The sequence below is a fragment of the Streptomyces sp. NBC_00442 genome (assembly GCF_036014195.1).
Lineage (GTDB): Bacteria > Actinomycetota > Actinomycetes > Streptomycetales > Streptomycetaceae > Streptomyces.
This window is the reverse complement of sequence record NZ_CP107918.1, coordinates 7,525,358-7,550,406: the sequence shown is the minus strand read 5'-3', so window position 1 is coordinate 7,550,406 and position 25,049 is coordinate 7,525,358. Positions and strand designations below refer to the sequence as shown.

Annotated in this window: 28 protein-coding genes; 13 read left to right on the top strand and 15 right to left on the bottom strand. The window is 70.5% G+C overall.

Annotated elements, in window-relative coordinates; all coding sequences use genetic code 11:
* Nucleotides 1-95 precede the first annotated feature (95 nt).
* The gene (locus tag OG432_RS34060) at nt 96-1,037 is read right to left on the bottom strand and encodes a polyprenyl synthetase family protein (protein WP_328314809.1); all 942 of its coding nucleotides are present in this window, start codon (nt 1,035-1,037) and stop codon (nt 96-98) included.
* Between the two features lie 491 nt (nt 1,038-1,528).
* Between OG432_RS34060 and OG432_RS34055 the strand changes: the two genes are divergently transcribed.
* On the top strand, nt 1,529-2,230 hold the full coding sequence (locus OG432_RS34055) for a formylglycine-generating enzyme family protein (RefSeq protein WP_328314808.1): 702 nt from the start codon (nt 1,529-1,531) through the stop codon (nt 2,228-2,230).
* Between the two features lie 121 nt (nt 2,231-2,351).
* On the opposite strand, the gene OG432_RS34050 is transcribed toward OG432_RS34055, so the two are convergent.
* Complete coding sequence (locus OG432_RS34050; RefSeq protein ID WP_328314807.1) at nt 2,352-2,669, bottom strand: hypothetical protein; 318 nt, start codon at nt 2,667-2,669, stop codon at nt 2,352-2,354.
* Nucleotides 2,670-2,754: 85 nt separating this feature from the next.
* Here OG432_RS34050 and OG432_RS34045 point away from each other — a divergent pair, with 85 nt between their 5' ends.
* Nucleotides 2,755-3,333 (top strand): dihydrofolate reductase family protein, encoded by a 579-nt coding sequence (locus tag OG432_RS34045; RefSeq protein WP_328314806.1) that lies wholly within the window; start codon nt 2,755-2,757, stop codon nt 3,331-3,333.
* 125 nt (nt 3,334-3,458) lie between these two features.
* Here OG432_RS34045 and OG432_RS34040 read toward each other — a convergent pair whose 3' ends face one another.
* Nucleotides 3,459-3,620, bottom strand: a complete 162-nt coding sequence (locus OG432_RS34040; RefSeq protein ID WP_267054796.1) for a hydrophobic protein — start codon at nt 3,618-3,620, stop codon at nt 3,459-3,461.
* A gap of 364 nt (nt 3,621-3,984) precedes the next feature.
* Between OG432_RS34040 and OG432_RS34035 the strand changes: the two genes are divergently transcribed.
* From OG432_RS34035 to OG432_RS34020, 4 genes are all read left to right on the top strand, one after another.
* A complete protein-coding gene (locus tag OG432_RS34035) occupies nt 3,985-4,212 on the top strand; it encodes a DUF5133 domain-containing protein (RefSeq protein ID WP_328314805.1) in 228 nt (75 codons plus the stop codon).
* A 106-nt stretch (nt 4,213-4,318) separates the two neighbouring features.
* On the top strand, nt 4,319-4,480 hold the full coding sequence (locus tag OG432_RS34030; protein WP_328314804.1) for a hypothetical protein: 162 nt from the start codon (nt 4,319-4,321) through the stop codon (nt 4,478-4,480).
* A gap of 197 nt (nt 4,481-4,677) precedes the next feature.
* Entirely contained in the window at nt 4,678-5,316 is a 639-nt protein-coding gene (locus OG432_RS34025; protein ID WP_328314803.1) for a class I SAM-dependent methyltransferase, read from the top strand.
* 79 nt (nt 5,317-5,395) lie between these two features.
* A complete protein-coding gene (locus OG432_RS34020; protein WP_328314802.1) occupies nt 5,396-5,578 on the top strand; it encodes a hypothetical protein in 183 nt (60 codons plus the stop codon).
* A gap of 88 nt (nt 5,579-5,666) precedes the next feature.
* Here the strand turns inward: OG432_RS34020 and OG432_RS34015 are convergent, their stop codons facing one another.
* Nucleotides 5,667-6,596 (bottom strand): ketopantoate reductase family protein, encoded by a 930-nt coding sequence (locus tag OG432_RS34015; RefSeq protein ID WP_328315360.1) that lies wholly within the window; start codon nt 6,594-6,596, stop codon nt 5,667-5,669.
* A 221-nt stretch (nt 6,597-6,817) separates the two neighbouring features.
* Between OG432_RS34015 and OG432_RS34010 the strand changes: the two genes are divergently transcribed.
* Entirely contained in the window at nt 6,818-7,714 is an 897-nt protein-coding gene (locus OG432_RS34010; protein ID WP_328315359.1) for a LysR family transcriptional regulator, read from the top strand.
* A gap of 256 nt (nt 7,715-7,970) precedes the next feature.
* On the top strand, nt 7,971-8,912 hold the full coding sequence (locus OG432_RS34005; RefSeq protein WP_328314801.1) for an aminoglycoside phosphotransferase family protein: 942 nt from the start codon (nt 7,971-7,973) through the stop codon (nt 8,910-8,912).
* A gap of 390 nt (nt 8,913-9,302) precedes the next feature.
* On the opposite strand, the gene OG432_RS34000 is transcribed toward OG432_RS34005, so the two are convergent.
* From OG432_RS34000 to OG432_RS33985, 4 genes are all read right to left on the bottom strand, one after another.
* Nucleotides 9,303-10,079 (bottom strand): class I SAM-dependent methyltransferase, encoded by a 777-nt coding sequence (locus tag OG432_RS34000; protein ID WP_328314800.1) that lies wholly within the window; start codon nt 10,077-10,079, stop codon nt 9,303-9,305.
* A gap of 130 nt (nt 10,080-10,209) precedes the next feature.
* Nucleotides 10,210-10,479 (bottom strand): hypothetical protein, encoded by a 270-nt coding sequence (locus OG432_RS33995; protein ID WP_328314799.1) that lies wholly within the window; start codon nt 10,477-10,479, stop codon nt 10,210-10,212.
* Between the two features lie 115 nt (nt 10,480-10,594).
* Nucleotides 10,595-11,263 carry a beta-glucanase gene (locus OG432_RS33990; RefSeq protein WP_328315358.1) on the bottom strand — a complete coding sequence of 223 codons (669 nt, stop codon included), beginning with the start codon at nt 11,261-11,263 and terminating at the stop codon, nt 10,595-10,597.
* Between the two features lie 225 nt (nt 11,264-11,488).
* Entirely contained in the window at nt 11,489-12,139 is a 651-nt protein-coding gene (locus tag OG432_RS33985; protein ID WP_328314798.1) for a CatB-related O-acetyltransferase, read from the bottom strand.
* Between the two features lie 777 nt (nt 12,140-12,916).
* On the opposite strand from OG432_RS33985, the gene OG432_RS33980 reads away from it, so the two are divergent.
* Entirely contained in the window at nt 12,917-14,947 is a 2,031-nt protein-coding gene (locus tag OG432_RS33980) for a PIG-L family deacetylase (protein WP_328314797.1), read from the top strand.
* Between the two features lie 176 nt (nt 14,948-15,123).
* Here the strand turns inward: OG432_RS33980 and OG432_RS33975 are convergent, their stop codons facing one another.
* On the bottom strand, nt 15,124-15,792 hold the full coding sequence (locus OG432_RS33975) for a DUF4097 family beta strand repeat-containing protein (protein ID WP_328314796.1): 669 nt from the start codon (nt 15,790-15,792) through the stop codon (nt 15,124-15,126).
* A gap of 315 nt (nt 15,793-16,107) precedes the next feature.
* Nucleotides 16,108-16,281 (bottom strand): CsbD family protein, encoded by a 174-nt coding sequence (locus OG432_RS33970; RefSeq protein WP_328314795.1) that lies wholly within the window; start codon nt 16,279-16,281, stop codon nt 16,108-16,110.
* A gap of 201 nt (nt 16,282-16,482) precedes the next feature.
* On the opposite strand from OG432_RS33970, the gene OG432_RS33965 reads away from it, so the two are divergent.
* A complete protein-coding gene (locus tag OG432_RS33965; RefSeq protein ID WP_328314773.1) occupies nt 16,483-16,644 on the top strand; it encodes a hydrophobic protein in 162 nt (53 codons plus the stop codon).
* Between the two features lie 238 nt (nt 16,645-16,882).
* Here OG432_RS33965 and OG432_RS33960 read toward each other — a convergent pair whose 3' ends face one another.
* Nucleotides 16,883-17,761 carry a SigB/SigF/SigG family RNA polymerase sigma factor gene (locus tag OG432_RS33960; protein ID WP_328315357.1) on the bottom strand — a complete coding sequence of 293 codons (879 nt, stop codon included), beginning with the start codon at nt 17,759-17,761 and terminating at the stop codon, nt 16,883-16,885.
* 284 nt (nt 17,762-18,045) lie between these two features.
* Here OG432_RS33960 and OG432_RS33955 point away from each other — a divergent pair, with 284 nt between their 5' ends.
* Entirely contained in the window at nt 18,046-18,450 is a 405-nt protein-coding gene (locus OG432_RS33955) for a hypothetical protein (RefSeq protein WP_328314794.1), read from the top strand.
* Between the two features lie 19 nt (nt 18,451-18,469).
* On the opposite strand, the gene OG432_RS33950 is transcribed toward OG432_RS33955, so the two are convergent.
* Both OG432_RS33950 and OG432_RS33945 read right to left on the bottom strand, forming a co-directional pair.
* The gene (locus OG432_RS33950) at nt 18,470-19,660 is read right to left on the bottom strand and encodes a PP2C family protein-serine/threonine phosphatase (RefSeq protein ID WP_328314793.1); all 1,191 of its coding nucleotides are present in this window, start codon (nt 19,658-19,660) and stop codon (nt 18,470-18,472) included.
* Nucleotides 19,657-21,273 (bottom strand): sensor histidine kinase, encoded by a 1,617-nt coding sequence (locus tag OG432_RS33945; RefSeq protein ID WP_328314792.1) that lies wholly within the window; start codon nt 21,271-21,273, stop codon nt 19,657-19,659. The genes OG432_RS33950 and OG432_RS33945 overlap by 4 nt, the downstream gene beginning before the upstream one ends.
* 113 nt (nt 21,274-21,386) lie before the next feature.
* Between OG432_RS33945 and OG432_RS33940 the strand changes: the two genes are divergently transcribed.
* The gene (locus OG432_RS33940) at nt 21,387-22,160 is read left to right on the top strand and encodes a response regulator (protein ID WP_328314791.1); all 774 of its coding nucleotides are present in this window, start codon (nt 21,387-21,389) and stop codon (nt 22,158-22,160) included.
* A 120-nt stretch (nt 22,161-22,280) separates the two neighbouring features.
* On the top strand, nt 22,281-22,553 hold the full coding sequence (locus tag OG432_RS33935; RefSeq protein WP_328314790.1) for a DUF3253 domain-containing protein: 273 nt from the start codon (nt 22,281-22,283) through the stop codon (nt 22,551-22,553).
* Between the two features lie 47 nt (nt 22,554-22,600).
* Here OG432_RS33935 and OG432_RS33930 read toward each other — a convergent pair whose 3' ends face one another.
* Together OG432_RS33930 and OG432_RS33925 are read right to left on the bottom strand one after the other, a co-directional pair.
* Nucleotides 22,601-23,245, bottom strand: coding sequence for a DUF6629 family protein (locus OG432_RS33930; protein ID WP_328314789.1), 645 nt, complete (start codon nt 23,243-23,245; stop codon nt 22,601-22,603).
* 275 nt (nt 23,246-23,520) lie between these two features.
* The gene (locus tag OG432_RS33925; RefSeq protein WP_328314788.1) at nt 23,521-24,918 is read right to left on the bottom strand and encodes a diacylglycerol/lipid kinase family protein; all 1,398 of its coding nucleotides are present in this window, start codon (nt 24,916-24,918) and stop codon (nt 23,521-23,523) included.
* Nucleotides 24,919-25,049 lie beyond the last annotated feature (131 nt).

The following is a 25,049-nucleotide window of genomic DNA, read 5'->3' as shown; positions in this document are numbered from 1 at the left end:
AACCTTGCTCGGTGTGCCGGCCATCGCGGCTGCTCCTAGGTGTCGTGAGGGCTGGGGCGAGGGTGACGTCGTGCCCGGCGGGCGTCCGTGAACGCTCAGTGATCGCGGTGGACCGCCTGCGCCGCGAGTGTTCCGAGCGCCATGCGCGCCGAGGGCGGGATGTCCTCGCGCTCCAGACAGCGCAACGCCTCTTCGACCTGTCGTGCCGCCTCGCTCTCGGCGGCGGCCCGGCCCCCCGCGCGCTCGATCTTCCGTGTCAGTTCCTGCACTTGACCCGGACTGAGCCGGCCGGGCACCCCGTAAAGGCGGGCGATGGGGGCGGCCGTGGCCCGGTCGCGGGACAGCGCCGCGAGAACGGGCAGGGTCTTCTTCCGTGCCAGCAGATCCGCCCCGACCGGCTTGCCCGTCCGCGCGGTGTCGCCCCAGATGCCCAGCACGTCGTCGACGCACTGGAACGCGACCCCCAGGTGCCGTCCGAAGCGGCCGAGCGCCTGCACGACGCCGGGCGATGCCTGGGCGAGTACCGCACCCAGGGAACAGGCGCTGGATGTCAACGCTCCGGTCTTGCCGGCGGCCATGTCCAGGTAGTCGTCCATCGTGATGAGGCCGCACTGTTCGAAGGAGGTGTCGGCGCTCTGCCCGTGCACCAGTTGCTGGAGCGACTCCACCAACAGCGCCACCGCGGCCAGGCTCCCCGTATGCGTGAGTACCCGCAGCGCCAGCATCAGCAGCGCGTCGCCGGCCAAAACCGTGGCAGGCACCCCGAATTCCACCCATGCCGCCGGCCGGTGACGGCGTGTCCGGTCCCCGTCCATGATGTCGTCGTGCAGCAGGGTGAAGTTGTGCACGAGTTCCACCGCAACGGCGGCGGCGACGGCGTCCGTCTCGCACCCACCGCCGGCCACCGCACACGCCAGTGCCAGGGCCGGGCGCACCCCCTTGCCACCGGCGACCGCCGCCGCCGGGGCCCTTGACGCAACAGGAAGACCCAGCTGGTAGGTGGCAACGCGCCGCAGCGCCTCCGGGAGCGTGGACACCGCCTCCCCCACTGCGGCCCACACCAACGCGGTCGCCGATGTGTCCCCACCACACCGGGCGGGCGCCAACGACGCGGCGTGCCGACGGGCGTGCCGTTCCGGATCCTCGCGCACTGCCACCCCCACGGCATCGCCCCCAACCATCTCCCCAGGCCACATCCACGGCACGCGGGGCGCTGGCACGCAGGACATACCCCGCAGCCCGAGCCAACAAGGTGGCGCAGCGGGCGCATTGGCAGCACGGACGGCGCTCACCCCGCTCGCACGGAAGCCAATCCGGCTGCCCCGCAAGGCACATCACTCGCCGGCCCCACTAGCGGCGTGTGGTTCCGCGCCCGGCCGTGGTGGTGCGCCCGGCCGTCGCGGTGCATCCGGCCGTGGTCGCGGGCCCGGCCGTGGTCGCGGGCCCCGCTGCGGTCGTCTGCGCACGGGCTTCGCCCTGAAGGGCCCACGCCACGCCGGGCGACGTACAACAATGAGATCATCTGCCCATGGACGCGAGCGCAGTAAAGATGGTCGCTATTCCGGCCGGTCAGGTAACGCTGTCGGACCGGCGGACGCAGCGCAGCTGGTCGGTCGAGCTTGCGCCCTACGAGCTCGCGGCGTTCCCGGTCAGCCAGGGACTGTACGCACAGGTCACCGGCGAGCGCCCGAGCACCGCGCAAGGGGCCCAGGGGGTCCACGCCGACGCATTACCCGTGGAGAGCGTTTCCTGGTGGGACGCGGTCCGCTTCTGCAACGCCCTGTCCCAACGCGAGGGACTCGCACCGGCCTACCTCCTTCACGCCAACGGTGAGGGCATCGAGTGGGACGCCTCCGCCGACGGGTACCGCCTGCCGACCGAAGCCGAGTGGGAGCACGCCTGCCGTGCCGACACGACCGGACCGCGCTACGGGCCCCTGGACGAGATCGCCTGGTACCGGGGGAACTCGCAGGAGCGGGTGCACCACGTGGGCGGCAAGCAGCCCAACCCGTGGGGCCTGTACGACATGCTCGGCAACGTCTGGGACTGGTGCTGGGACGTGTACGACGCCGAGGTCTACGGCGCGTACAGGGTGCTGCGGGGCGGTGGCTGGTTCGACGAGCACTGGAGCTGCCGGGCCTCCGCGCGGCGACGCAGCCACCCCACTTTCCAGGTCGACGACGTGGGCTTCCGCGTCGCGCGTTCCGGCGGATCGACCGCTTCCCCGTGACCCTGCGACGGCCGACCCGGGGCGACGACCAGCATCCCTCCCGCTCGGTCGCCCCCTGAGGCACCGCCCCGTGGACGGGCGCGGTGCGGGGCCACGTGACGTGCCCCGCACCGCGGAGGGCTCAGATGCCGAACGGTGCGGCGTAGTGAACGGTTCCCCGGGGCAGCGCGTGTCCGGCGTCGAGGGCGAGCGCCATCACGGCGTCGTCCGGGACGTCGATGTTCAGGCCGATGCCGTGGACGGTCGCGCGGGTGAGACACAGGGCCGGGACGCTGCCGACGTGGCAGCGGGTCAATAGGGCATGACCGACGGGGCGGCCGTCCTCGTCGGTGGAGACGACGGAGAGTCCGTCGATCGGCGCCCGTGCGTCGGCCCGCAGGGCGTCGACCAGATCAGCCTCCTCCTCGGAGGCGAACGCGGCAACAAGCGCACAGGGCACCCGAACTACAGACGCGCGTCCCGAATGAGCGTCACTGAGCGACCGGTGGCCGTAATGTCGACGCTGTGACCGAGGAGGACTTCCGATGCGCCGCGTGACCTATTCGATGGGGATCTCGCTCGATGGCTACATCGTCGGGCCGTCCGGCGACTTCGACTGGACGGCTCCGGACGACGAGGTCTTTCGCCTCGTCACCGAAGAGATCCGGGGAGTCGGCGTCCACCTGATGGGGCGGCGGTTGTACGAGACGATGCTGTACTGGGACACCGCCGAGCAGGATCCGTCACTCGACGACTCGATGCGGGAGTGGGCCGCCATCTGGAAGGCGCTCCCCAAAGTGGTGTTCTCCACCACGCTCTCGGCGGTTCAGGGCAGCAACACGCGGCTCGCTTCCGGCAGTGTGACGGAGGAGATCGAGCGGTTGCGCGCCGAGCCCGATGAGGGCGACATCGCGATCGGCGGAGCGACCCTCGCCGCCGAAGCGGCCGCGGCCGGGCTCATCGACGAGTACCGTCCCCGCGTCTACCCGGTACTCGTTGGCGGCGGCATCCCGTTCTTTCCGCGGCACGAGCAGCATGTGGATCTCGAACTCGTCGAGACCCACACCGTCAACTCACGAGTCGTCCATGTCCGCTACCGCGTTGCGCACCGGGGTGTCGCGTAGCGAACACCGCTGCGGGAGGCCTGGAGCCCTGCCCCAGAGCACTTCATATGTGGCGTGAGCATGTATGTGGGCCCCACACCGCTTTTCCGCGGTGTGGGGCCCACATATGCAAAGGCGCGTAGCGGCTACCAGCGATACCAGCGGCCACTACCTCCCTTGGGACGGGCGATGAACCCGACCAGCCACACGACGAGCACGATGATCGCGATCCACCACAGTGCCTTGAGTGCGAAACCCGCACCGAAGAGGATCAGAGCCAGCAGAAGAACGAGAAGCAGGGGAACCATAGTTATCAACCTCCAAGCCATCGAATGCCCCGCGATTACCGACCCACACACCCACGACGCCTCTGCTTATGGATTCTTTATCCGGGCATCCTGATCCCCCTTCCCACCGGCCCTGATCAGCACCGATCACCCAGGATGGCCCGGATCGGCCGCCGACGAAGCCGGGACGCCCGCACACAAACCCACGCGGCGCACATCCTCCGATTCGCTGTCGCTCCAGGCTCCGTCCACCGGCCGCGCCCAGAGTTCCTCCCGCCCGGCTCCCGCCTCGGCCGCCCGCACGCGGTACGCATGTGGCGGCGCAAGCGGACGCTCGGCAGGCCGGCACCATGCCCACGTGATGTGAACCGGAGGACGACACCAGATGCTCATGGCCCACCCCGCGGTCCTGCGGGACCTGATGGACCAGTACGACGCGCTGCGCAGCCTTCACACCGGGAGCGGCACGGCCGAGGTCAGGCGGCGAATGGACGACGCCGCTTACACCTTGTGCGTGTTGACCGGCACCCGCGACATCGGTGCCGCCCTCCTCGCCGCGCGCCACCAACTGGGCGGGGTGCGCCCGCACGACGACTCCCTCGTTCCTGCCTGACTCGACGGCGCCGCCGGCAGAAACGTATACGCACCGTGTTTGCGCCGCGCCATATTGGTTACCAGGTGTAGTGAGAGCCCGTCAGTAATCGACGGAAGGAAGCAACATGACGCTCGTTACGGCGCTCATCCTCGTCGCGGTCATCACTCTCGTGCTCCTGCTCGCGCTCGCGCCCTCGGCGCCCGCCAGGCGGAACCCGTCGCCCCGCAGTCCCAACCGCCTGTCCAGGGTCCCTGGCCAGCGCACCGTTCACCACCACACCCGCTGAACCGACGCGGGCCGGGCCGACCCGGTGTCACGACATCTGGGGCCGGCCCGGCCCGTCGGCGGACCGAGCGGGCGGACGTTGTCGACGGTCGGGCAATTCCCCGGCGATCCACCTGACCAGCGTCACGCGATGCCCCGTCTCTGCGATCACGACTCCCCATGGGGACGGCGAATCCGTCGGAGTGCACTCGGCAGGCCATGGCCCGCCTCTATGATGATCCGATGCGCCAGCCCATCGCGGATCCGTACTGGAACACCAACGTTGCCCGGCACTTGGGCATCCTCCGGGCGGTTCCCGAGGGGTGCGACGATGCCTTGGACGTCGGCTGCGGGGACGGGCTGCTGGCCCGGAAGCTTGCGGGGCGCGCGAAACACGTCACCGGGATCGACAAGGCGCCGGACATGATCGCCTGCGCACGGGAGTCCGCTGCCGGCCACCCACAACTCGCCTTCGTCGAGGGAGACTTCCTCGCCGTGAAACTTCCCCGCGCGGAGTACGACTTCGTCTGCTCGGTGACCACGATCCATCACATGGACTTCGAGGCGGCCCTCGTTCGCATGCGCGAGCTGCTGCGGCCTGGCGGCACGCTGGTGGTGGTCGGTCTGGCCCGCGAGGCGAGCGTGACGGAGTGGGCGACGTTCATCGCGGCTGCCCCGATCGTGCGGATCACGAAGGTGCTGCGTCGCGCGCGTGGCCCGCAGGGCATGCCGGTCGCCGACCCGGAGATGAGCTATGGGCAGGTGCGGACTGCTGCCCGGCGGCTGCTGCCCGGCGTGCGCTATCGCCGGCATGTGCTGCGCCGGTACTCGCTGACCTGGGAGAAGCCCGCCCGTTGATCCGGAATCGATGGCCGTCTTCACCATCTGGGGCGGTTTGATCTTCATGTGATTCTCTACGACGGTTCCTCACCGACTGGTGCCCGACAACCTGAACACCGGCGCCGACACGTCCGACCTCGACGACCCCGACGACCCCGACGACCCCGAAGTCACCAAGACGCGTGCCGAACTCGCCGCCCACTACGGCGGGTTGGCGGGCCCGGCGTGTGCCTTGAGACGAAGGCCGCCATCGCCGCCCGGGAGCTGGGGAATTACGTGACTCAGCCCCCGGCGGGATACGGGAACATCCCCAGACCGGCCAGGAACAGGACGGCGGCCGCATCGGGCATTCGCGGGCCCGCTGTCGGTCAGGTGGCCCGCAGTTCGCTCATGAGGCGCTTCATGAGTGGTGTCTGGACGCCCAGTTGCTCTGCCGCTCGCAGCAGTGCCCCGCCGATCGCGTCCAGTTCCAGCGGGCGGCCGGCTTCCGCGTCGCGCAGCATCGACGACTTGCTGCCGGCCGGGAACGCGTCGTAGCGCGACAGCACCTGTGCGGCGTCCGCCGGCCCGCCTGCCGCCCTGCTGACGGCGCTGGTCTCCTCGACGAGCGCCGTCAGTTCGTCGCGCCGTTCGGACCGGATGCCGCCGATCGGCAGCCGATAGCGGGTCGTGAGAAGCGCGAACGGTGCCAGGAAAGCCAACTTGCCCCACAGCACGGCGTTTTCGTCCTCGATGACCCGCGTGTTGGCACCGGCGGCGTTGAGCAGTGCCGCGACCTCGGCGACGGCCTCACGGGACGCCGCTGCGGCCAGATCGATGTCGAGGAACGGGCTGCCCTGTTCGATGACACCCGGCGCGGTACGGGTGGACTCGACACGGATCACGCCCGGAACCACCCGCTCCGCGCCATAGCGCGCCCGCAAGGTGTCCATGTGCTCGATGCCGTTGAGCAACGGCACCACGATGCCACCGTCAAGCAGCGGGGCCGGCGTGCGGTCGAGTGCCGCGTCGAGCGCCGTCTGCTTGACCGTGACCAGGCAGAGGTCGACGGGCTCGCGGAGCAGGGTGTCTGCCTCGACTGCGGCGGTGAACTCGCCGAACTGCCCGCTGTGTACGCGGATGCCGTCGCGCCGCAGGGCCCGCGTGGTCTCCTCCCCGGCGATGCAGATCACGCGGCATCCGGCCCGGGACAGGAGCGCGGCGAGCAGGCCGCCGATCCCCCCGGGGCCGAGCACTGCCACCGTCAAGGCAGGCGGAAGAACTCCGGGTTCGTGGTCAGGTGTTGCCGTGGAGGGCATCAGGTCTCGCTCGTGCATGGGGTCTTCTCTCTTTCACGGGGTCGACACCCGGCCCGCCGCCTCCACCTCGTCCGGGCGGGGCGTGAGGGGCGGGACGGGTTGCCGCCTTGGGCCCGGGACGATCCTCGCGAGGCTCCAGGGGCAAGTCAATCCTCGGGGCTTCTTACGTACCCCCAAGGGATTGCTTCGGTGTGGGGCGGACCTATGTTGGCCGTATGCCCATGACCTTCGACGACCTACGCATATTCGTGGCGGTGTGCCGTGCCGGGAGTTTGAGCGCCGTCGCCCGCGAACTGTCGTGCACCCAGTCCGCCGTCAGCCAGCACGTGAAGCGGCTGGAGCGGGCGACGGGGGTGCGCCTCCTGGAACGCCGGCCTCGAGGCGTCGTACCCACCGCCGAGGGGCGTGTGCTCCAGAAAGCGGCCGCGGAGGGCATCACCGGCCTCGACCTGGCACTGCGTCGGCTCGGCGAACTCGCCCGCGGCGAAACCGGGTCGGTCAGGGTGACGACCGGCGCCACATCGGTGCGTCACTTCATGTCCGAGGCCGTCGTCGCGTTCCGCGAGGAGTATCCGGGTGCGCTCTTGGAGTTCCGGACCGAGACATCCAGCGTGAACTGCTTCGAGGCACTCACCGAAGGCGCCGTCGACCTGGCCTGGGTCACCATCGGGAAGCCGGTGCGCGGGATTGAACAGCGGCCCGTCGTGGAGCTGCCCTGGGTGCTCGCGGTGCGGGCCGACGATCCGCTCGCTGCCCGGAGCCGGATCACGCCTGCCGACCTCTCCGGTGTCCGGCACATCCGGTTCCCGGAGAACTCCTCTTCCCGCAGCCATGTGGACACCGCCCTGGCCCGGCTCGGTGTCCACCTCACGTCGGACACGGCCGTCGCCGACTGGGACACCGCCATCCTGCTCGCCGGGCTGGGAGTGGGCCACGCGGTGGTGCCCGACCTTCCCGGACAGGGTCTCGCCGGCACGCCCGCCGGCGCCTTGCGGTTCCTGCCCCTGCCCGATCTTCCCCCTCTGCCCATCGGCTGGGCGGTACGACGGTGGGAAGCGCTCACGCCCCTGGCGCGCGCCTTCGCGGACCTGGTCGCCGCCGAGTTGGAGCGCGGCTGATGGCAGATGCAGCAGTGCTTGGCGCAGTACTGGCACGTCGGCGCCGCTGAAGTCGCATCGACGCGGTGCTGGTTCCGGAGGCACAGGGCCGAGCGCGCCCCGGGTCCATCGGGCGCGGAAGAGTGGCCTCCGGCACCGTCCGACGGAAGCCGTCCGCGGAAGGGTGGCCTCCGGCCCCGTCCGACGAAAGCCGTCCCAGGGCCGGGGCACTCACAGCGATCCGTGAGGGGGTCCGGGGGCGGTAGCGTGTCGCCGTGTGACCCATACCGAGATCGAGATCACCGAAGAACTGGTCCGGGATCTGCTGCACGATCAGCACCCGGACCTGGCTGGTCTCCCTTTGGAGCTCGGCGCACGCGGCTGGGACAATCAGGTGTGGCGCCTCGGGGACGAGCTCGCCGTGCGGCTGCCCTGGGCGACACAGTCCGCGGATGCGCTGCTGCGCAAAGAGCACGAGTGGGTTCCCGCCCTCGCCCCTCGTCTTCCCCTGCCGGTCCCTGTCCCCCAGCGCCTCAGCGAGCCCTCCGCCCGGTTTCCGCGGCCCTGGATCGTCACCACTTGGGTGCCGGGAACCCCCGCCGATCGCGCCCCCGCCACGCGCGCCGCCGAGTCGGCCGACGCCCTGGCCGCCTTCCTGACCGCGCTTCACCGGCCCGCGCCCGAAGGGGCGCCCGCCGGCCGCGATCGTGGTGGCCCGCTGGCCGACCAGGCCGAGGGGTTCGAGCGACAGCTCACGACGGCAACCGACCTCGGCCTGATCCCCGACGCCAATGCCGTTCGCGCGGTGTGGGACGACGCCGTCGCCGCGCCCGAATGGTCGGGGCCTGCGCTGTGGCTCCACGGCGATCTGCATCCCGCCAACGTCCTCACGGCGGACGGCGCCTTCTGCGGCGTGATCGACTTCGGTGACCTCTTCGCGGGCGATCCGGCCTGCGACCTCGCCGCCGCGTGGATTCTCCTGCCGGACGGCGCCGCCGAGCGCTTCCACGCCTCCTATCAGCCGGCAGTGGACCCGGCGACCCTTCGCCGGGCGCGTGGGTGGGCGACGTTGAAGGCCCTCGCCTGCGTCTTCATCGGAGAGGCCGGTGTCCACGGCCGTCCGGGTGGCAAGCGCACCTGGGGCCCACCTGGGCACGCCTCGCTGCGACGCCTCACTGCCACGATCCACCGCCCCGGTCCCCCGGCCCCGACGCAGTGATGCGGCGGCAACGGCGCCGGCCCGGTCAGGATCCCGGGGCGCGTCGCTCGATCTGCGCCCGGTTGACCTCGTCCAGGTGCCTCGCCTGTCGTCGCGTCAGCAACTCGTCGATGGGTTCGAGAACGCGGTCCCACGCCCGTTCCGCTTCGGGTGCCCGACCGGAATTGCGTGCATAGTTCTGGGCTGCGCGTATCGCTCGGTCGTAGAGGGCATGGTCCATGGCCGGGGCGGTCGAGCGCTCGCGTCGCAACCACGCGACCAGCCACGGCATGTCTCTGGCCCAGCTCGGGTTCGCCAGGGAACGCACCCGCAGATACCCCAGCTGGTCCCACCATCGGCGGCTGTGCCACTTGCGTGAGTCCGCCGGCGGCAGGCCGTGGGGCGGATCCTTCACCTGAACCACATGTCCGGGCGACGGCGTGCGAGATGAATGACGACGTCGGCAGTGATCTCCACCGTGCCCGGCAGAACCCGGCCGATCGCTCGGTAGGTCAACTCACGCTTTGTACGCGGCAGTTGCAAGTACGCCGAGACGGTCGTCAGGTGCCCGAGATAGTCGGCGGCGCTCATGGTCAGACGCCGCTCGACGGCATCCTGACGGACGTCGAAGAACAAAGGGGAGCGCTCCAGCTCCGTACCCGGCCACTGCATCTCCGCTTCCGGAGCGGTTCCGTCGGGTGACGGAACCTCGTCCTCCCCCAGGAACGGCGCCCGCGCCGCACGGACGGACTCTTCCACGGCCGGGTCGGCCGGCCGCACAGCTCCGCCGAACGAGGCGAACACGCCCTCGGGTTCGAGGAGAGCGGCCACCCTCGGCCACCTGCCCTCCGGGCTCGTCCAGTGCAGGGATGCCGCCGCGTAGACCAACCCGTAGGTGCCGGCCGGCCGCAGGTCCTCGAACGCGGCCCGTACGGTCGTCACGTTAGGGGGCGCCGTCCTTTTCAGCTCGGCGAGCATGGCGGAGTCGGGCTCGGTCGCGGTGACCTCGACCCCGTGCGCGGCGAACAGGCGGGTCGCTTTGCCGGTCCCGGCACCGATTTCCAAGGCCGTCCGAACGGGCCGGCCCGCGTACGCCATCACCAGGTCGAGGAGCTCATCTGGGTACCCGGGCCGGAACCTCTCATAGGCTCCCGCGACGGCGCCGAAGCTCAGTGCACGAGCGGACATGCCGACCATCCTGGCACGACCCGCACCGGCAGCGCTTGGAGTTGCCCACGGGGCGCGAGTGGTGCGCGCCCGGCCCGCTGTCAGCGGCCCAGCGGCTGTGCCAGTGGGCGAGAGGGCTCCACCCGGGCTGCTACTCCGGGCTCCCCGCCGCCGTCCTCACCCGGGATTCGAGGTCCTGCCGGGCTTCGTCGTGGTCCGCCGCGTACTCGGCGACGGCGGCCTGCATGTCCCGGGCCAGATCGCGCCACGCGCGCCATGCGGTCTCGTACGTCCGTGTCTGACGCGCCGACCACGAGCGGGCACCCGGCGGCCCGTACTGGCTTCGCAACTGCTCCGCCTGGACGGCCGCCGCATCGACCGTACGCTGCATCTCGACGAGTTCCTCGAACGTGTGCGCCACGATCGCCGATCATAGGGCGGCCACGCACGACAGCCCGGGTGCGACCCGCGCGACACGGAATTCGCGAACTCCCACAGATTCGTGCACCCGCCCCCCGGAGGGAGCGGGTGCACGGTCATCGGCGGCGAATGCTCAGGGACGACACGTCGAAGGCCATCTCCGTCACGTCGGGTGGCGGCTTGGGGTGGTACCGACCCGCGCTGACGGACAAGTTCACGATCAGGTAGGCCCGCCAGTTGCGTCCCACGCCCGTCCGGTCGCCGAAGACGCGCACTCCGTTCACCCACCAGGTCACGGACCGTGCCCCGAACCGGACCCGCAGGTCGAGCTCCGCACCGGGAGAGACGCCGGTGCCACGGAAGTAGAACTGGCCGTCACGCACGTGGTTGGTCAGCTCCAGGAGATCCGGGTTGTCCGGGTGGTACTCGAAGACGTCGATCTCCTGACCGCCGTCGCGCCACGTCCAGATGGCGGGCCACGCACCCACTGCCACGGGCAGCCGCACACGCGCTTCCAGCACGTCCCCGGTGCGGACCATGAATCCCTCGGCGCTGCCCTCCGTGGTCAACAGGCCCGTGTTCCACGTGCCGTCGGGGTTGCGGGTCGCCCGGAACGCACCGGTCCGGCTGTACGCGGGATCCTCGACCAGGTAATCCAGCTTGTTGTCACCGGGGTTGACCGGGCCACCGTCCGGATACGCCGACGAGCGGCCCGCGACCCATTGCGTACGCGACGCGAAGTCGGCCGTGAACACGACCGGGCCGTCGCCCGCGCGCAGGCGCAGGCCTGGGCGCGTTCGGCGCGGACGCTCGCGCCACCGCGCGAAAGCTTTGGAGAGCACGGGGCAATACTGCCCAGGCATGGTGCGTGATATCCCTCCATACGCCTCGATAGTCGGCTGATGATGGATATGGCGTCACCGGCGAGGAGAGCCGCAAGCGCACCGCCGGCCCCCTGCCCCTGCCCCCGGCCAGGCACGGCGGAGTGGCGCGGGCGGCCCGCCCCCACCTCAACGCCGTGGTGCCGCGTTCTCCAGGTCTTCGACGCTGCCGGACATGATGGTGCGCAGGTGCTCGGTGATGGCTACGACAGGCCAGTCCCACCAGGCCACCGCCAGGAGCCGGGCGATGTCCCGCTCCGCGTACCGCGTGCGGATCAGGCGAGCGGGGTTGCCGCCGACCACGCCGTAGTCGGGGACGTCCCCGGTGACCACGGAGCCCGCTGCGATGATCGCGCCGTGTCCGATGCGTACGCCCGGCATGACGGTCGTACCGAAGCCGAACCAGACGTCGTTGCCGACCACCGTGTCCCCCCGGTTGGGCAGACCCGTGAGCAGGTCGAAGTGTTCGGCCCAGGATCCCCCCATGGTGGGGAACGGGAAGGTGGAGGGCCCGTCCATGCGGTGGTTGGCGCCGTTCATGAGGAACCGTACGCCGGTGCCGAGCGCGCAGAACTTCCCGATGACGAGCCGCTCGGGCCCGTAGTGGTAGAGCACGTTGCGGGCCTCGAACGCGGTGGCATGGTCCGGGTCGTCGTAGTACGAGAACTCCCCGACCTCGATCAGCGGGGACTTCACCAGCGGTTTGAGGAGCACCACGCGGGGCTGGTCGGGCATGGGATGCAGGACGGTGGGGTCGGCGGGTTGGGTCGGCAGGGGCATCGGACGGGGTCCTTTCGGGCAGATGTCGTGACGCTCGTCGGAGGCGCGGTGGTGACCGTGGACGGACCGTCGGCGCTCTCGGTTGCCCCCGATGGGCCGGGCGAGGCGGCCGCTGACCACACCCACTAAGCCCGTAATCGACCGAGACGGCGTTCCTCGCGGGTATTTCGCCTCGAACGTGCGCCCCGGTGACGTATTGTGCTGCCGATCATATGAATGAATAGTTGGGCGTGTGATGGGAATGGCCACCAGGGGTGGGGCAGCGGTGTTGCTCGGGGTAGAGACGTCGACGGTCTCCGCTCGCGAGTGCTTCCCGCCACGGAGCTGGAAGAGGATGCTCGAAGGCCTGGTCACCTCGCGGTCCCTGCATGATGTGTCTCATGGGACCCGTCGCATGCCCGGGATCACAAGGCGTGGACGCTCCCGCGCGGACGCGCCCGGTCTCCGCCCGAGGCCGTCGTGCCGAGGGGCCGGGCGGAAGACCACCGGTGGGCCGGAGCCACATATGTCGCCCTGCGCCGCTCCGTCAGCCCCCTCACCATTGCTCTCTCCGTCACGCCGACGGCTTCCCTGCCGGTGCGCCGACTCGTCGAACGGCCTCCGGCCGAGCACCTCCAACGAGGGTTGAGACAACCACTCTCAGGTGCGGGCATACGTCCTCACACACCATGGGCCGGCGCCCGTGCCACCTCCAACCATCTCTGACCCGTAAAGGCTTCGTTCGTGATGCGTTTCTTCCGTCGTGCCACTGCGTCCCCTTTGTCGAGCCCTGCGATCTTGTCGAGCCCTGCGATCAAGGTGCCGGCCGACCTGCCTGCTCCGCACATGCAGATCTGTGCGCACACGGACGACGACCTGTACTTCATGACACCGGACCTGCTGCAGAGCGTTCGGGCCGGCGTACCGGTCGTCAGCGTGTACCTCACCACGGGTGAGGCCGACGGTCTGAACCTGGCCTCCGACGACCCCGCCCGCAAGACGGCCACCCCCGACTATCCGGGCTACACCGCAGCGCGCCAGCACGGCATCAGAGCGGCCTACGCCGCCATGATCACCGGCAGTCGCCGCGCTCCGTGGGTGCGCGAGACGCTCGACGTGAGCGAAGGCGTCGTGGCCGAGATCAACACCCTCGAAGAGGGCCGCGTCACCCTGATCTTCCTCAACCTGCGTACCTGCGTGGCCCTGCCGGAGCAGAAGGTGCTTCACCTCTGGAGCAACAAGATCACCGAGCTGGGCACCCTGCGTCCCAGCGACAGCCCCATCCCGGCTCGTGGTGACGGCCGGACCCTGACCCGTGACGGGGTCATCTCCACTCTTGCCGACCTGCTGACCGCGTACCGGCCGGCGGTGGTCCGCGTCATGAACCCCGACCCCGACCGCACCCGGTACGACTCGGCCACCGACACGATCACCTACTGCGACAACAGCGACCACACCGCTGCCGCCCTGTTCGCCCTGGCCGCCCTGCGGGTCTACGAAGCGCGCGATCAGAGCCACCGTCCGGTCGTGGAGAGCTACTCGGGATACTGCAACAAGCTCCAGCCCGACAACCTCAGCCCTGCCGCCGCCGCCGAGAAGTTCCACTACCTCGCCATCTACGGTGGCGAAGACGGTCACGAGTGCACCAAGGGGCCGGGGCAATGCGGCGACCGCCCCCTCGGCAACCGCGCGTTCAACCGCTATTACGGTCAGAGCACCACGCACCGCTGGCGCGGCAGCACCACCTGGCTGCAGCCGCGTGGCGACGGCCGTCTCACCGCCTTCGCCGTCCTCGGTGGCCGCCCCGTTCTGTGGATCCAGGACACCCCCGGCGGCGATTCCTGGAGCGGCCCCGAAACGCTGGGGCTGTGGCCCGACGGCGACGAGGCACGCTGTCTGCCCCGGCTCGACGCCGTACGCGACGGACAGGGCCGCATTCACGTGTTCGCGGTCCGTGCCCTGATCGCGCTCGACCCGGAGGAGCACCGCCGCGAGGTCATGCACCTCCAGCAGGACACCCCCGACGGCCGCTTCGGCGCATGGCAGTCGCTGAGCAGCCCGCACGACCGGCACAACGCCATCCGTCGCCGCGCCCTCGGTATGCCCACCGCCTTGACCACCTCCTCCGGGCATCCGCAGATCGTGCTGCGCAACTTCGGCACCGGCCTCAGCGCGCGCACCGCCACCGACGGCGGCTGGGGCCCCTGGACCGATCTCCACGGCGGAACGCTCGAGGGCGCCAGCGCCATCACCCTGCGCAACGGCCACAGCGAGATCTACGCCACCACCAAGACCAGCATGCTGCGCTGGCACCAGCCCAAGCCCGACGGGCCCCTGGCCCGTGACTACGCCACCCAGCTCGCCCGCCCCGCCGGCTCGACGACCCTGCTGGAACAGACCGACGGCCGCCTGGTGATGTTCTCCCGCCAGCCGGGCACCGGCTGGCTTCTCGCCCACCGTCAACTCGAACCCGGGGGCGCGTGGGACACCCAGCCCCAACTCGTCGACACCACCCCCGGCTTCGGGTCCGTCGCGGCCACCCCCCTTGCCGGGGACAGCGCCGTCGTTCTCGTCCAGCGCCGCGACGACGGAACGCTGGCCTTCAGCCGCCAGCCGTTGGACGGCAGCCCGTTCTCCACCGAGTGGGCGCCCTGCGGCGGCGGCCCGTTCGCCCACACGCAGGCCGCCGCCCTCGACGCCGAAGGCCGCCTCGTCGTCACGACGATCGGCATCGACGCCCAGCTGCACGTCATCACCGTCCGGCCCACGGACGAGGGCGTCAACGCGTGGCCGGTCCGGGAACTGAGCACCCACCTCCCGCCGGCCTGATCGCCGGCACCCGGTACGCCGGAGGCGTCGTGCGGGACGGCCAAGAACGCTTGTTCCGGGTCGAGTTCGCCGGTGGCCAGGCGATGGGAGTCCGGGTCGTGCTCGGAGTGCGTCGACGACCTCGTCGGCAGCGGTGGCCACGGCCCGGATCGCTCGTGATGTCGCCCGGGGGTGGGTCACAGGCTGCGGGCCGTGATGTCTCCGTGGGAGGTGGTCGCGTGGATGGTGAGGGCGGCCGCGGACCCTTCGGTGTTGTTGAGGGCGTTGTGGACGCGGCCGGAGGACGTGCCCGCGTCCAGGGTGGCGTTGGCTCCGCGGGCGGCGCCGACCGTGATGTTGCCGGACTCGGTGCGCAGGGTGAGGGCGCCGTGCAGGGCTTCGGCGATCTGGATGTCACCCGCGGAAACCTTGATCTCGCTGTCTCCGGCCAGGCGGCCGACCGACACGTCTGCGGCATGGACGGTGAGCCGGAGGGCGGCCGTCTCGTCGAGCTGGACCGTGCCGTGGGCGCCGTCGAAGACGACGTCTCCGAGCCGGCCCACGGTGCGAAACTCGGCGCTGCCCGCCGCGGCCTCGACGCGGGAGCCGACGGGCAGTTCAAGGGTCACGTCGAGGGAGCCGCTGGAGCCGAAGTACTGGTTCTTCGTGGGGCCCTCGACGCGCAGGACACCGTCGGCGTGGACGACCGTGGTCTGCTCCGCGGCCTTCACGTCGCGGCTCTTCGCGGCGTCAGCCGGCCGGACGTCGACGGTGACACGGCTCTGGTCGGAGGCGATGATCTGGACGCGCCCGGCCGGGAGGGCGAGGACGGCGGTGACGGGGGTGGTGGTGTCGTACTTCTGCATGATCCGCTCCTGCGACTCGTGTCTTCTGTCGTCCGCGGCCGTTCGCCGCGTTGATGAAGACAGAGTGCGCGGGGTGGGTTTCAGCGGGGCCTCACCATGGTTTCAACAGGCTTCACGGCGGCTGCTCGCCGCCCTTCCCTTCGACGAGGGGGGGCGGGCGCGCTGGCCGACTGCCGGGGTGGGGCGACCGTAGGCCGGTACGGATGCACGTAGCTCCGGGTACACATACGTGGGGCTCAGCCGGCGATCCCGGCTGAGCCCCACCGCACTTCCGCGTGTCCCGGCCGCGTCAGTGCTGACAACGCTTCATTGCCTTCAGTGCTTGAAGACGTCCTTGATCTTCTCCTTGGCCTGGCGCGCGTCGCCCTTGGCCTGCTCGGCACGCCCCTCGGCCTCCAGACGCTCGTTGCCGACCGCCCGGCCCGCCGTCTCCTTGACCTTGCCCTTGGCCTGCTCGACCTTCGACTGAGTCTTCTCGTCACCCGACACAACAATCACTCCCACATATTCGTTGGCACACCGTGACAGAGGTACACCTGGCCACTTTCGTGGGATCTAAACCGATGCGATGCCTTCGCATCCCGCGCTCCTCGAAAAGGAGATCTTTCAGTAGATCTTTTCGATTCGAGGGCGTCTCGGGGGTGTGGCGGGTTCCGCGTGGGGCACACGGCGGTCCGGAGGTTGATAACTATGGTTCCCCTGCTTCTCGTTCTTCTGCTCGCCCTGATCCTGTTCGGTGCCGGTTTCGCTCTCAAGGCCCTGTGGTGGATAGCCATCGTGGTCCTGGTCGTGTGGCTCGTCGGGTTCGTCGCACGACCCCGCGGCGGAAGCGGCCGCTGGTATCGCTGGTAGACACGCACCACGCACGACTGCAACAGGCGAGGGGCCCGACGGAATGTCGGGCCCCTCGCCTGTTCTCATCCCTTTTCTTTCGATGTCGTCTTTCGATGCTCTCGACGTTTTGTCGATGCCGTCGAAGAACCTGTTTCTACCGAGTCGGGCCGCGCGGTGACAGCCGCAGTAACGGGAGACCGCGGTTTCCCTCGCCGCACCGGCGGATACGAAATCGTCGCCCGCCCGTACGCGCCGTTCAGGCCGGCGAGCCTTCTCCTTCCGCGCTGCCGCCGAGCATTCCGGCACGGAGCTTGGCGACGGTGCGGGACAGGAGGCGGGACACCTGCATCTGGGAGACGCCCAGTTGTTCGCCGATCTGGCTCTGGGTGAGTTCGGCGCCGAAGCGCAGCCGCAGCAGGAGGCGTTCGCGGTCGGAGAGTTCCGCCATCAGCGGCGCGAGCGCGTGGAAGTCCTCGACCAGACCCAGGGCGGGGTCCTCGGCTCCGATGACGTCGGCCAGGGCCGCCTCGCCGTCCACGGCGTCGCCGCTCAGCGCGGCGTCCAGGGAAGCGGAGGTATAACCGTTGGCAGCCAGCCGGGCCTCGGCGACCTCGTCCTCGCCGATGCCCATCAGCGCTGCCAGTTCCTTCGCCGTGGGCGAGCGGTCCAGGCGCTTTTCGAGTTCCTCGCGGGCGCGCGTCAGCTCCGCACGGCGCTCCTGAAGACGCCGGGGCACGTGCACGGCCCAGGTGGTGTCGCGGAAGAACCGCTTCATCTCGCCGACGATGTACGGCACGGCGAACGTGGCGAACTCGGTCTCGCGGGACAGCTCGAACCGGTCGATCGCCTTGATCAGGCCGATCATGCCGACCTGGACGACGTCCTCCAACTCGTCCGCGAAACCTCGGAAGCGGCGGGCGGCGAACCGCACCAGCGACATGTTCATCTCGATCAAGGTGTTCCGCGCGTACTGGTGCTCCGGCGTGCCCTCCCTCAGCACGGCAAGGCGTTCGAAGAACTGCCGCGACAGCTCGCGCGCGTCGGCGGGCGCGACCTGTGCGGGCGATTCGATCACCGGAAGTGCCTGCGCCCCGACCGTGCCCGCCCCTCGTGTACCTCGCGTGCCGGTCGCCACGACAGTCACAGCCGCTCCCCTCTCGCTTCTCAGTCCTCAGTCCTCGGTCAACCGGAGGGTCGATCTCATGCCCCCAAGCCGACAGGAAATCTATCACGCACGAGATAGATATTACGTTGCTGCGGCATGACTGTTTATGCCGTGGCCGAGAAGTTGGATGCGTGCGGCGGCGCCCTCACCAGGAGCGGAGCCACTGGGAGCGAAGGGTACGCCCTCGCGCGGAACGAAGGACTCCGGCCGCGCGGCGCGGGCTCGTCGCGCGGCCGGGCATTACGGTTCATTCCATGACGAAAGAGACGGAACGCACCGGGGACGAATCGGCCGACGCACAGGAGGCCCGCCGCGCGATCGACGCGTATCTGAGCCGACGCGCCGCATCCGCCCAGGAGCGCGAGGGAGCCGAGTACGCCGCCGACCGGGAGCCGGGGACCGGCGGACCGCCCGGACGGGCCGGCGGCCGGATCGGCGACGACATCGCGGAGTGCGTCGCACGTGAGGCGTGGGACGCGGTGCAGGACGCCACTCCCGCTCCTCCCGACCCCGGGGCGGGCCCGGCGGAGAAGACCGAGATGTCACCCGAACGTGCGGAACTCCACCGTCGGGCGGTCGCCGTCGCGCGGGGGCTGCGGGAGCTCGGCTATCACCTGGACGAGACCCTGCTGCCGGGCCCGGACATGGCCGCGGGCTGACGGGCCCGGCTCCGGCGGGTCAGCTGCTTCCCCAGTCGAGGCGGAGCACCGCGAGGTCGTCGGAGTGGCGTCCCGCGTTGAGCGCGTGGGTCTCCTTGATGAGGCGGTCCACGTGAGCGGCGGGATCGGTAGGCGGCAGCTGGTCGATCAGGTTCAGGAGCCCCTCGACGCCGAGACGGCCGTCCGCCGTGCCGTTGTGGCCCTCGGTCAGGCCGTCGGTGTAGAGCGTCAGAGCTCCGGATTCCGGGAGCGGAATGACCGTCGCCGCCCAGCTGCGCTGCTCCGGTGCGATCCCCAGGGCGATCCCGAGTTCCGCGACCACTTCACGGGTGCCCTCCGGCGTGGTGAGCAGGGGCTCGTGGTGGCCTGCGAGGTGCAGGGTGGCGGTGCGGGCCTTCTCGTCGAGGGTGAGCAGGGCGCAGGTGGCGAACAGGCTGTGGCTGCCGCGTTCGGCGATCAGGATGCGTTCCATGAGGTGCAGGAGGTCCGGGCCGCGGTGTCCGCCGAGGACCAGTGAGCGCCAGGCGATGCGCAGGCAGACGCCGAGCGCGGCCGCGTCGGGGCCGTGGCCGCTGACGTCGCCGACGACGGCGCGCAGCAATCCGTCGTCGCATTCCACGACGTCCAGGAAGTCTCCGCCGAGCAGGGCCAGTTCGCCGCCCGGCAGATAGCGCGAGGTCACCGTGACGGTGGAGGTGTCGAGGATCGGCTGGGGCAGCAGACCCCGCTCCAGGCGGGCGTTCTCCCCGGCGCGCAGCCGGGCCGCCTGTGCTTCGGCGCTCGCCCGTTCGGTCTGGCTGCGGTAGACGGCGTACTGCAGGGTGCGGCGCAGCAGGTCCGCTTCGACCTTTCCCTTGACCAGGTAGTCCTGGGCGCCGGCGGCCATGGCTTCGGGGCCGGCCTGCGACTCGGAGAGCCCGGTCAGGACGATCACCGCGGTGTGCGGGGCGAAGCCGCGGACGGCGGTCACCGCGTTGGTGCCCGAGACGTCCGGCAGGTGCAGATCGAGGAGGATGCAGTCGATGAGCGGGGTGGTGAGTTCGGAGCGGGCCTCGGCCAGGCTGGTGCACGTGGTGAGCTCGAAGCGCAGGCCGGTGTCGTGGAGGAGCTCCTCCACGAGCAGGGCGTCGCCTTCGTCGTCCTCGATCAGGAGGACGCGGTAGATCGCTTCCGCCGGTCTCGTGCCAGGTGGTGTCGGCGCTGTGGTCATGGCGTCGGCTCCGCGTGCTCGGGGTCGGGGTCGGCGGCCTCGGAGCCGGTGTCGGGACCACCGATCGAGGGCGGCGCCTCGGCCAGGGTGAACGTGATGCGGGCGCCGTCCGTGTACTCGGGATCGACCGCGATGGTTCCGCCGTGGAACTCGACGATCTTCTTGCACATCGCGAGACCGATGCCGCTGCCGCTGTAGACGTCCTTGGTGTGCAGCCGTTGGAAGATCACGAAGACCTTCTCCGCGTATTCGGGCGCGATGCCGATGCCGTCGTCGGTCACCGTGAAGCGCCACAGCGGGCCCTCCTGAGCCACCGCGACATGGATGTGCGGATGCTGATCCGGGCGGCGGAACTTCACGGCGTTGCCGATCAGGTTCTGCCACAGCATGCCCATCTGTGTGGGGTCGGCGACGAGGCTCGGCAGTTCGTCGCAGGTGATCTCCGCGCCGGTTTCCTCGATGCTGACGCTCAGGGCGGAGAGGGTCTGCTTCATCACCGAGCCGAGGTCGACGCTCTGGTGGGCGTGGTGGACGCGGCCCACCCGGGAGAAGTCGAGGAGGTCGTTGATGAGGACCTGCATGCGGTTCGCCCCGTCGACCGCGAAGCCGATGTACTGATCCGCCTTGTCGTCCAGCTGGCCGGCGTACCGGCGCTGGAGCAGCTGGGTGAAGCTGGAGACCTTGCGCAGCGGCTCCTGCAGGTCGTGGGAGGCCACGTAAGCGAACTGCTCGAGCTCGGAGTTGGAGCGCTGGAGGTCCGCGGTCTTCGCGTCGAGGAGGCGGCGGGACTCCTCGCTGACCTCCAGCTCCTGGACCAGGCGCTGGCGCATGACCTCGATCTCGCCGCTCAGCCGGCGCAGGTCCGCGGGGCCGGTCGCCGCGATGGGGCGGGTGAAGTGGCCCTTGGAGATCTCCCGGGCGTCGGTGCCGAGGCGGCCCAGGGGCTCGGTGACACCGCGGCGCAGCGCCTCGAAGACCAGACCCGCCAGCGCCAGGATGACGATCGCGATCGTGGCGAACACCCAGTTCCGCAGCCGCATCGTGGACGCAAGGTCATCTCGAGCCCGGTCCTGTGCGGCCCGCAGCCGGTCCTGCTGCCCGGCCAGGGCCGTCCGCACCCGGTCGAAGTCGGTCTTGCCCTCGGCGGCGCGCTCGGTGGCCAGCGCGGAGGGCGTTCCGGCCGGTGAGGCCGCGATCGGCCGGGCGATCCTCGCTTGCCAGGTCTCCACCGCGTCCTGCACGGCGCGCACATCGGCCAGGCCGCGAGGGTCTCCCTTGAGCAGGTGCGCCAGGCGCGCGGTGTCGGCCGTCTGCTCTTCGATTCCCTGCCGATAGGGCGTGAGGAATTCGGGGTTTCCGGTGATCCCGTACCCTCGGATTCCGGTCTCCTGATTGAGCATCGCCGATTCCAGGCGGTAGGAGGTACCCAGCGCCTGGGACTTGACGTCCACCAGATCGTCGCTGAGCGAGGCGGTCCGCCCGAGCACCCATGCTCCGATCAGGCCCAGGGCGGTGAGGAGCGCCAGGGACGCGGCCACTCCCACCCGCAGCCATCGCGAAGTCGTCCACGAGGAAAGCCCCCGCGGACGCGACAGCGTCTCGTCGCCGGTCATCTGTGAACCCCTCCGCCCTGCGACACTTCGGATCAGCGTCGCGCGCAATACTGTAGAGGCTCTCCGACAACGAATGTTGTCGCGGGGTCGGGTCGGGGCCTAAGGTGCCGGGTATGCCTGGCAAGAACTTCGTCCTGCGGACCGTGCCGCAGGAGACGGCCATCGTCACCGACGTGGCGGTCGGAAAGCTTGCACGGCGCATCGTCCAGCAGCTGCTGGACGACCCCGGGCACCCCGACACCGGCGATTCGGCATCCGCGCTGACGCTGCTGCACGTACTCGTCGAGCTTCAGCGGTCCGCGGAACGGCTCCAGCGTTCCGCGGCCCAGGACGCAGCGCGTACGGGTGCCGGATACCCGCAAATCGGCGAAGCAAGCGGTATGACCCGCCAAGGCGCCCGCCGGCGTTGGCCGGGACTGTTCCACCACTCCTCTGAAGCACCTACGGAGCAACCGATGAATACCGTCCCTGCCCACCCCAGCGCCGTGCTGCTCGTCGAGGACGACATCGCCGATGCCATGCTGATCGAGGAAGCCCTTTCCCAGCGCGGAGCGCGCAATCTCGTCCAGGTCACCGACGGGGTCGCCGCCCTGGAACACCTGCGGGACCCGGACAGCGTGCGTCCCGACCTCATCGTCCTCGACCTCAACATGCCCCGCATGAACGGCCGCGAGCTGCTCCGCGTGCTCAAGTCCGACGAGGACCTGCAGACCATCCCTGTGGTGGTGCTCACCACGTCCGCCGCGCCCGACGACGTCACGGGCGCGTACACCAGCCATGCCAACGCCTATGTGACCAAGCCGGTCAATCTGGAGGAGTTCGAGCAGGCCGTCCAGAGCATCGACGCCTTCTACCTGGAGACCACCACCCGCCCGCCGCGCGAATGATCCCGCCGGTACGTGCGCGGCTCCCGGCCCCCGCTCCTGCGTGTACGCGGTCACCGCGTGTCCCGGAGCCGGGGGCCGGGCGCGTGTGACGCGGGCGGGCTCCGGTGTGACACTGGCAGCGTGACGGACAGCACACGGCAGACCGACCTGCGTCTGGAACGGGCCATCCTCCGACTCCTGGAGTCCCGCGACCCGGCCTCCTCGATCTGTCCTTCCGACGCCGCACGGGCGGTGTACGAAGGGGACGACGACGGCTGGCGCGCCCTCATGGACCCGGCGCGGCGCGCGGCCCGGAAGCTCGTCGCGTCCGGCGATGTGGAGATCACCCAGTCCGGGCGCGTGGTCGATCCGACGACGGCGCGCGGTCCGATCCGCATCCGCCGCGCCCGCTGACACCCCCTCATCGCGCACCGGCCGTCCTCGGCCTCGGCAGACGGGGGTCATGCCGCGGGTCCGACGGCAGCGGTACCGGCGCGACGGCGCCGCCCCACCCACCGCAGCAGAACGACCGAGCACAGCGCGGCGAAGGCGCACCACGTCGAGATGTACTCCTGCCGCCACAGCACGAAGGACACCGCGGCGCCGACGGCGACCAGCACACCGAACAGGACCAGACCGCGGTCACCGGAGACGAGCAGGGAGCCGATCGTGGCGACGAGGTAGCCGAGGACGACGAGTGCGGCCTGGGACAGCCCCAGGGAGTAGCCCACCGTGTGTCCCCGGATCTCGGCGGTCACGGTGCGGGTCGCCAGGGCGTACGCCAGGACCGCGCTGGTCGCGGCTCCCGCCGCCAGCGGGACGAGCAGCCGGCGCCTGGCGTGCGCCGGCGCGGCGCAGAGCACGGCCACGGGTACCCACAGGGCCAGCAGCGGAAGCGCGATGACGGCCCAGGCGACCGTGGCGGGCCCGCTGCCGCCTTCGTTGTGCCAGACGGCGGCCTCAACGATCTGGTGGGCCCCCAGGAGGAGCGGCAGAGCGGCCAGCGGCAGATCACGGGGGCGTCGAGCCGCGCAGATCACCGCGGCGGCCCCTACCGCGGCGATGCCCGCCCCCGCGGCGAGGTCGGCGGTCGCACTCCAGCACATGACGGGAACGGTACGGCCGCGCCTCCAGCTGCGGCGCGAACCCGCGATCCACCGCGCGCCGCCACCGCGACCGGCACCGCGAGAAGCGGCCCTGCATACGGCGGCCCCGCACATCCCAGGGGGGAGAGGGATGGCGGGGCACGCAAGCCCGGGTCAGGGAGGGGGAATCCCGACCACGCGGACCGTAAGGTCCTGGTGCCCCCTCTCACCCACCCCATGCGTGTGAGCTGGGTAACACCGCGCATGCCGACGCGGGCACGTCCGCCGCCGCGCTGTCAGCGCAGCCACTGGTCCTGGTCGGCGGGGCGGTACAGCGTGACCGCCTGGGGGATCTTGTCGAGCACCAGATGCCGGTAGGTGGCATCGGTCACTTCACCGTCGTACGCCAAGTGCGGTTCGCCTTCGAGGACTTCGAGCTCCAGGCGGCGCACCTGAGCGGTCGTCAGAACCCGGGAACTGTGCAGGGTGCCGGTCAGGACGGCGAGCAGCAGTCGCGTGCGGGCCAGCGGAGTGCCGGCCTCCACCGCGCGGACGTCGAGCAGGCCGTCGTCGAGCTGGGTGCGGTACGTGGGCGCGAAGCCGGCGGGGTGGTAGATCCCGTTGCCCGCGAACAGCAGCCAGAGCCGGCGGGCGCGGCCGTTGACGACCACCGAGAGCGGGCTGCCGGTGGCGAGGACCTTGGCCAGGCCGACGACCAGCGCCGGCCACTTCCCGATGCGCTTTTCGAGGCGTTCCCTGGCGTGCACGAGCTCCGAATACACGCCGATGCTGAACGTGTTGAGGAAGAGCTGGTGTTCGTCGTCGCCGGCGGACGACGCGCGGCCCACGTCCGCGGTGACCGCGTCGCCGGCCTGGATCGCGCGGGCGACGTCGTCCATGGTCTGGTTGCCCAGGTCCACGGCGAAGTGGTTGAAGGTGCCACCGGGGAAGACGGCGAGGGGCACCTGGTGGCGGGCGGCCGTCGCGCTGCCCGCGTTGACCGTCCCGTCGCCGCCGCACACGCCGAGCGCGCCTCCCTCCGCGACGGCTCGTACGGCCGCCTGGTCGAGCAGGGCCAGGAGGTCGTCGCCCGGTTCGAAGAGGGTGATCGCCGCTTCGGGCAGCAGGGCGCGCAGGGTCTCGGTGGTGTCCTTCGACCAGGCGACGCCGGAGGACGGGTTGACGATCAGCTGAAGCCCCTTGCCCTGCTTGAGGGCGGGCGCCGGCTTGCGCGGAGGGGCGGCGGCGGCCGCGGCCTCCGGCTTGACGGGCCACCACCGGCAGGTGAGCAGCGCGGCTCCCATCCCGACGAGCGCGCCCGCCGCGGCGCGGCGCCGGTGGTCGAGGCCGCCCTGTGCGCGTACGTAGGCCAGTCCCGCGGCGAACGGCAGCGCGGCCATGCCGTAGCGGGGCGACTCCAGGACGACTCCGGACGCGAAGGCCGCGGCCGACGCCATGGCGCTCGACGGCAGGGACGAGGTGCTCGGGCGGGGGAAGACGCCGGGGAGGGCGTCCAGGAGGGGCCGCGAGCTCCGTGCGGCCGGCTTGGCCAGGGCGTGGTTGATCGCGACGACGAGGGCCACCGAGCCGATGCCGCGCAGCGCCGCCCGGCGCGCGCTGCGGCCTCCGCAAGCGCCCAGCACCGCTGCCGCACCCAGCCACACCGCGTCGTGGTCGGCGGCCCGGCGCAGCACGTGGGTAACGGAGCTTGTCCGTCCGGGAGTTGACAGGGCGAGAGAGGCGGTCAGACGGTTGCCGAGTCCGGGTGCTCCCTGCTGTCCAAGCGCTCTTCGCAGCCGTCCGGGTCGCTTCATGCGCTGGTCAC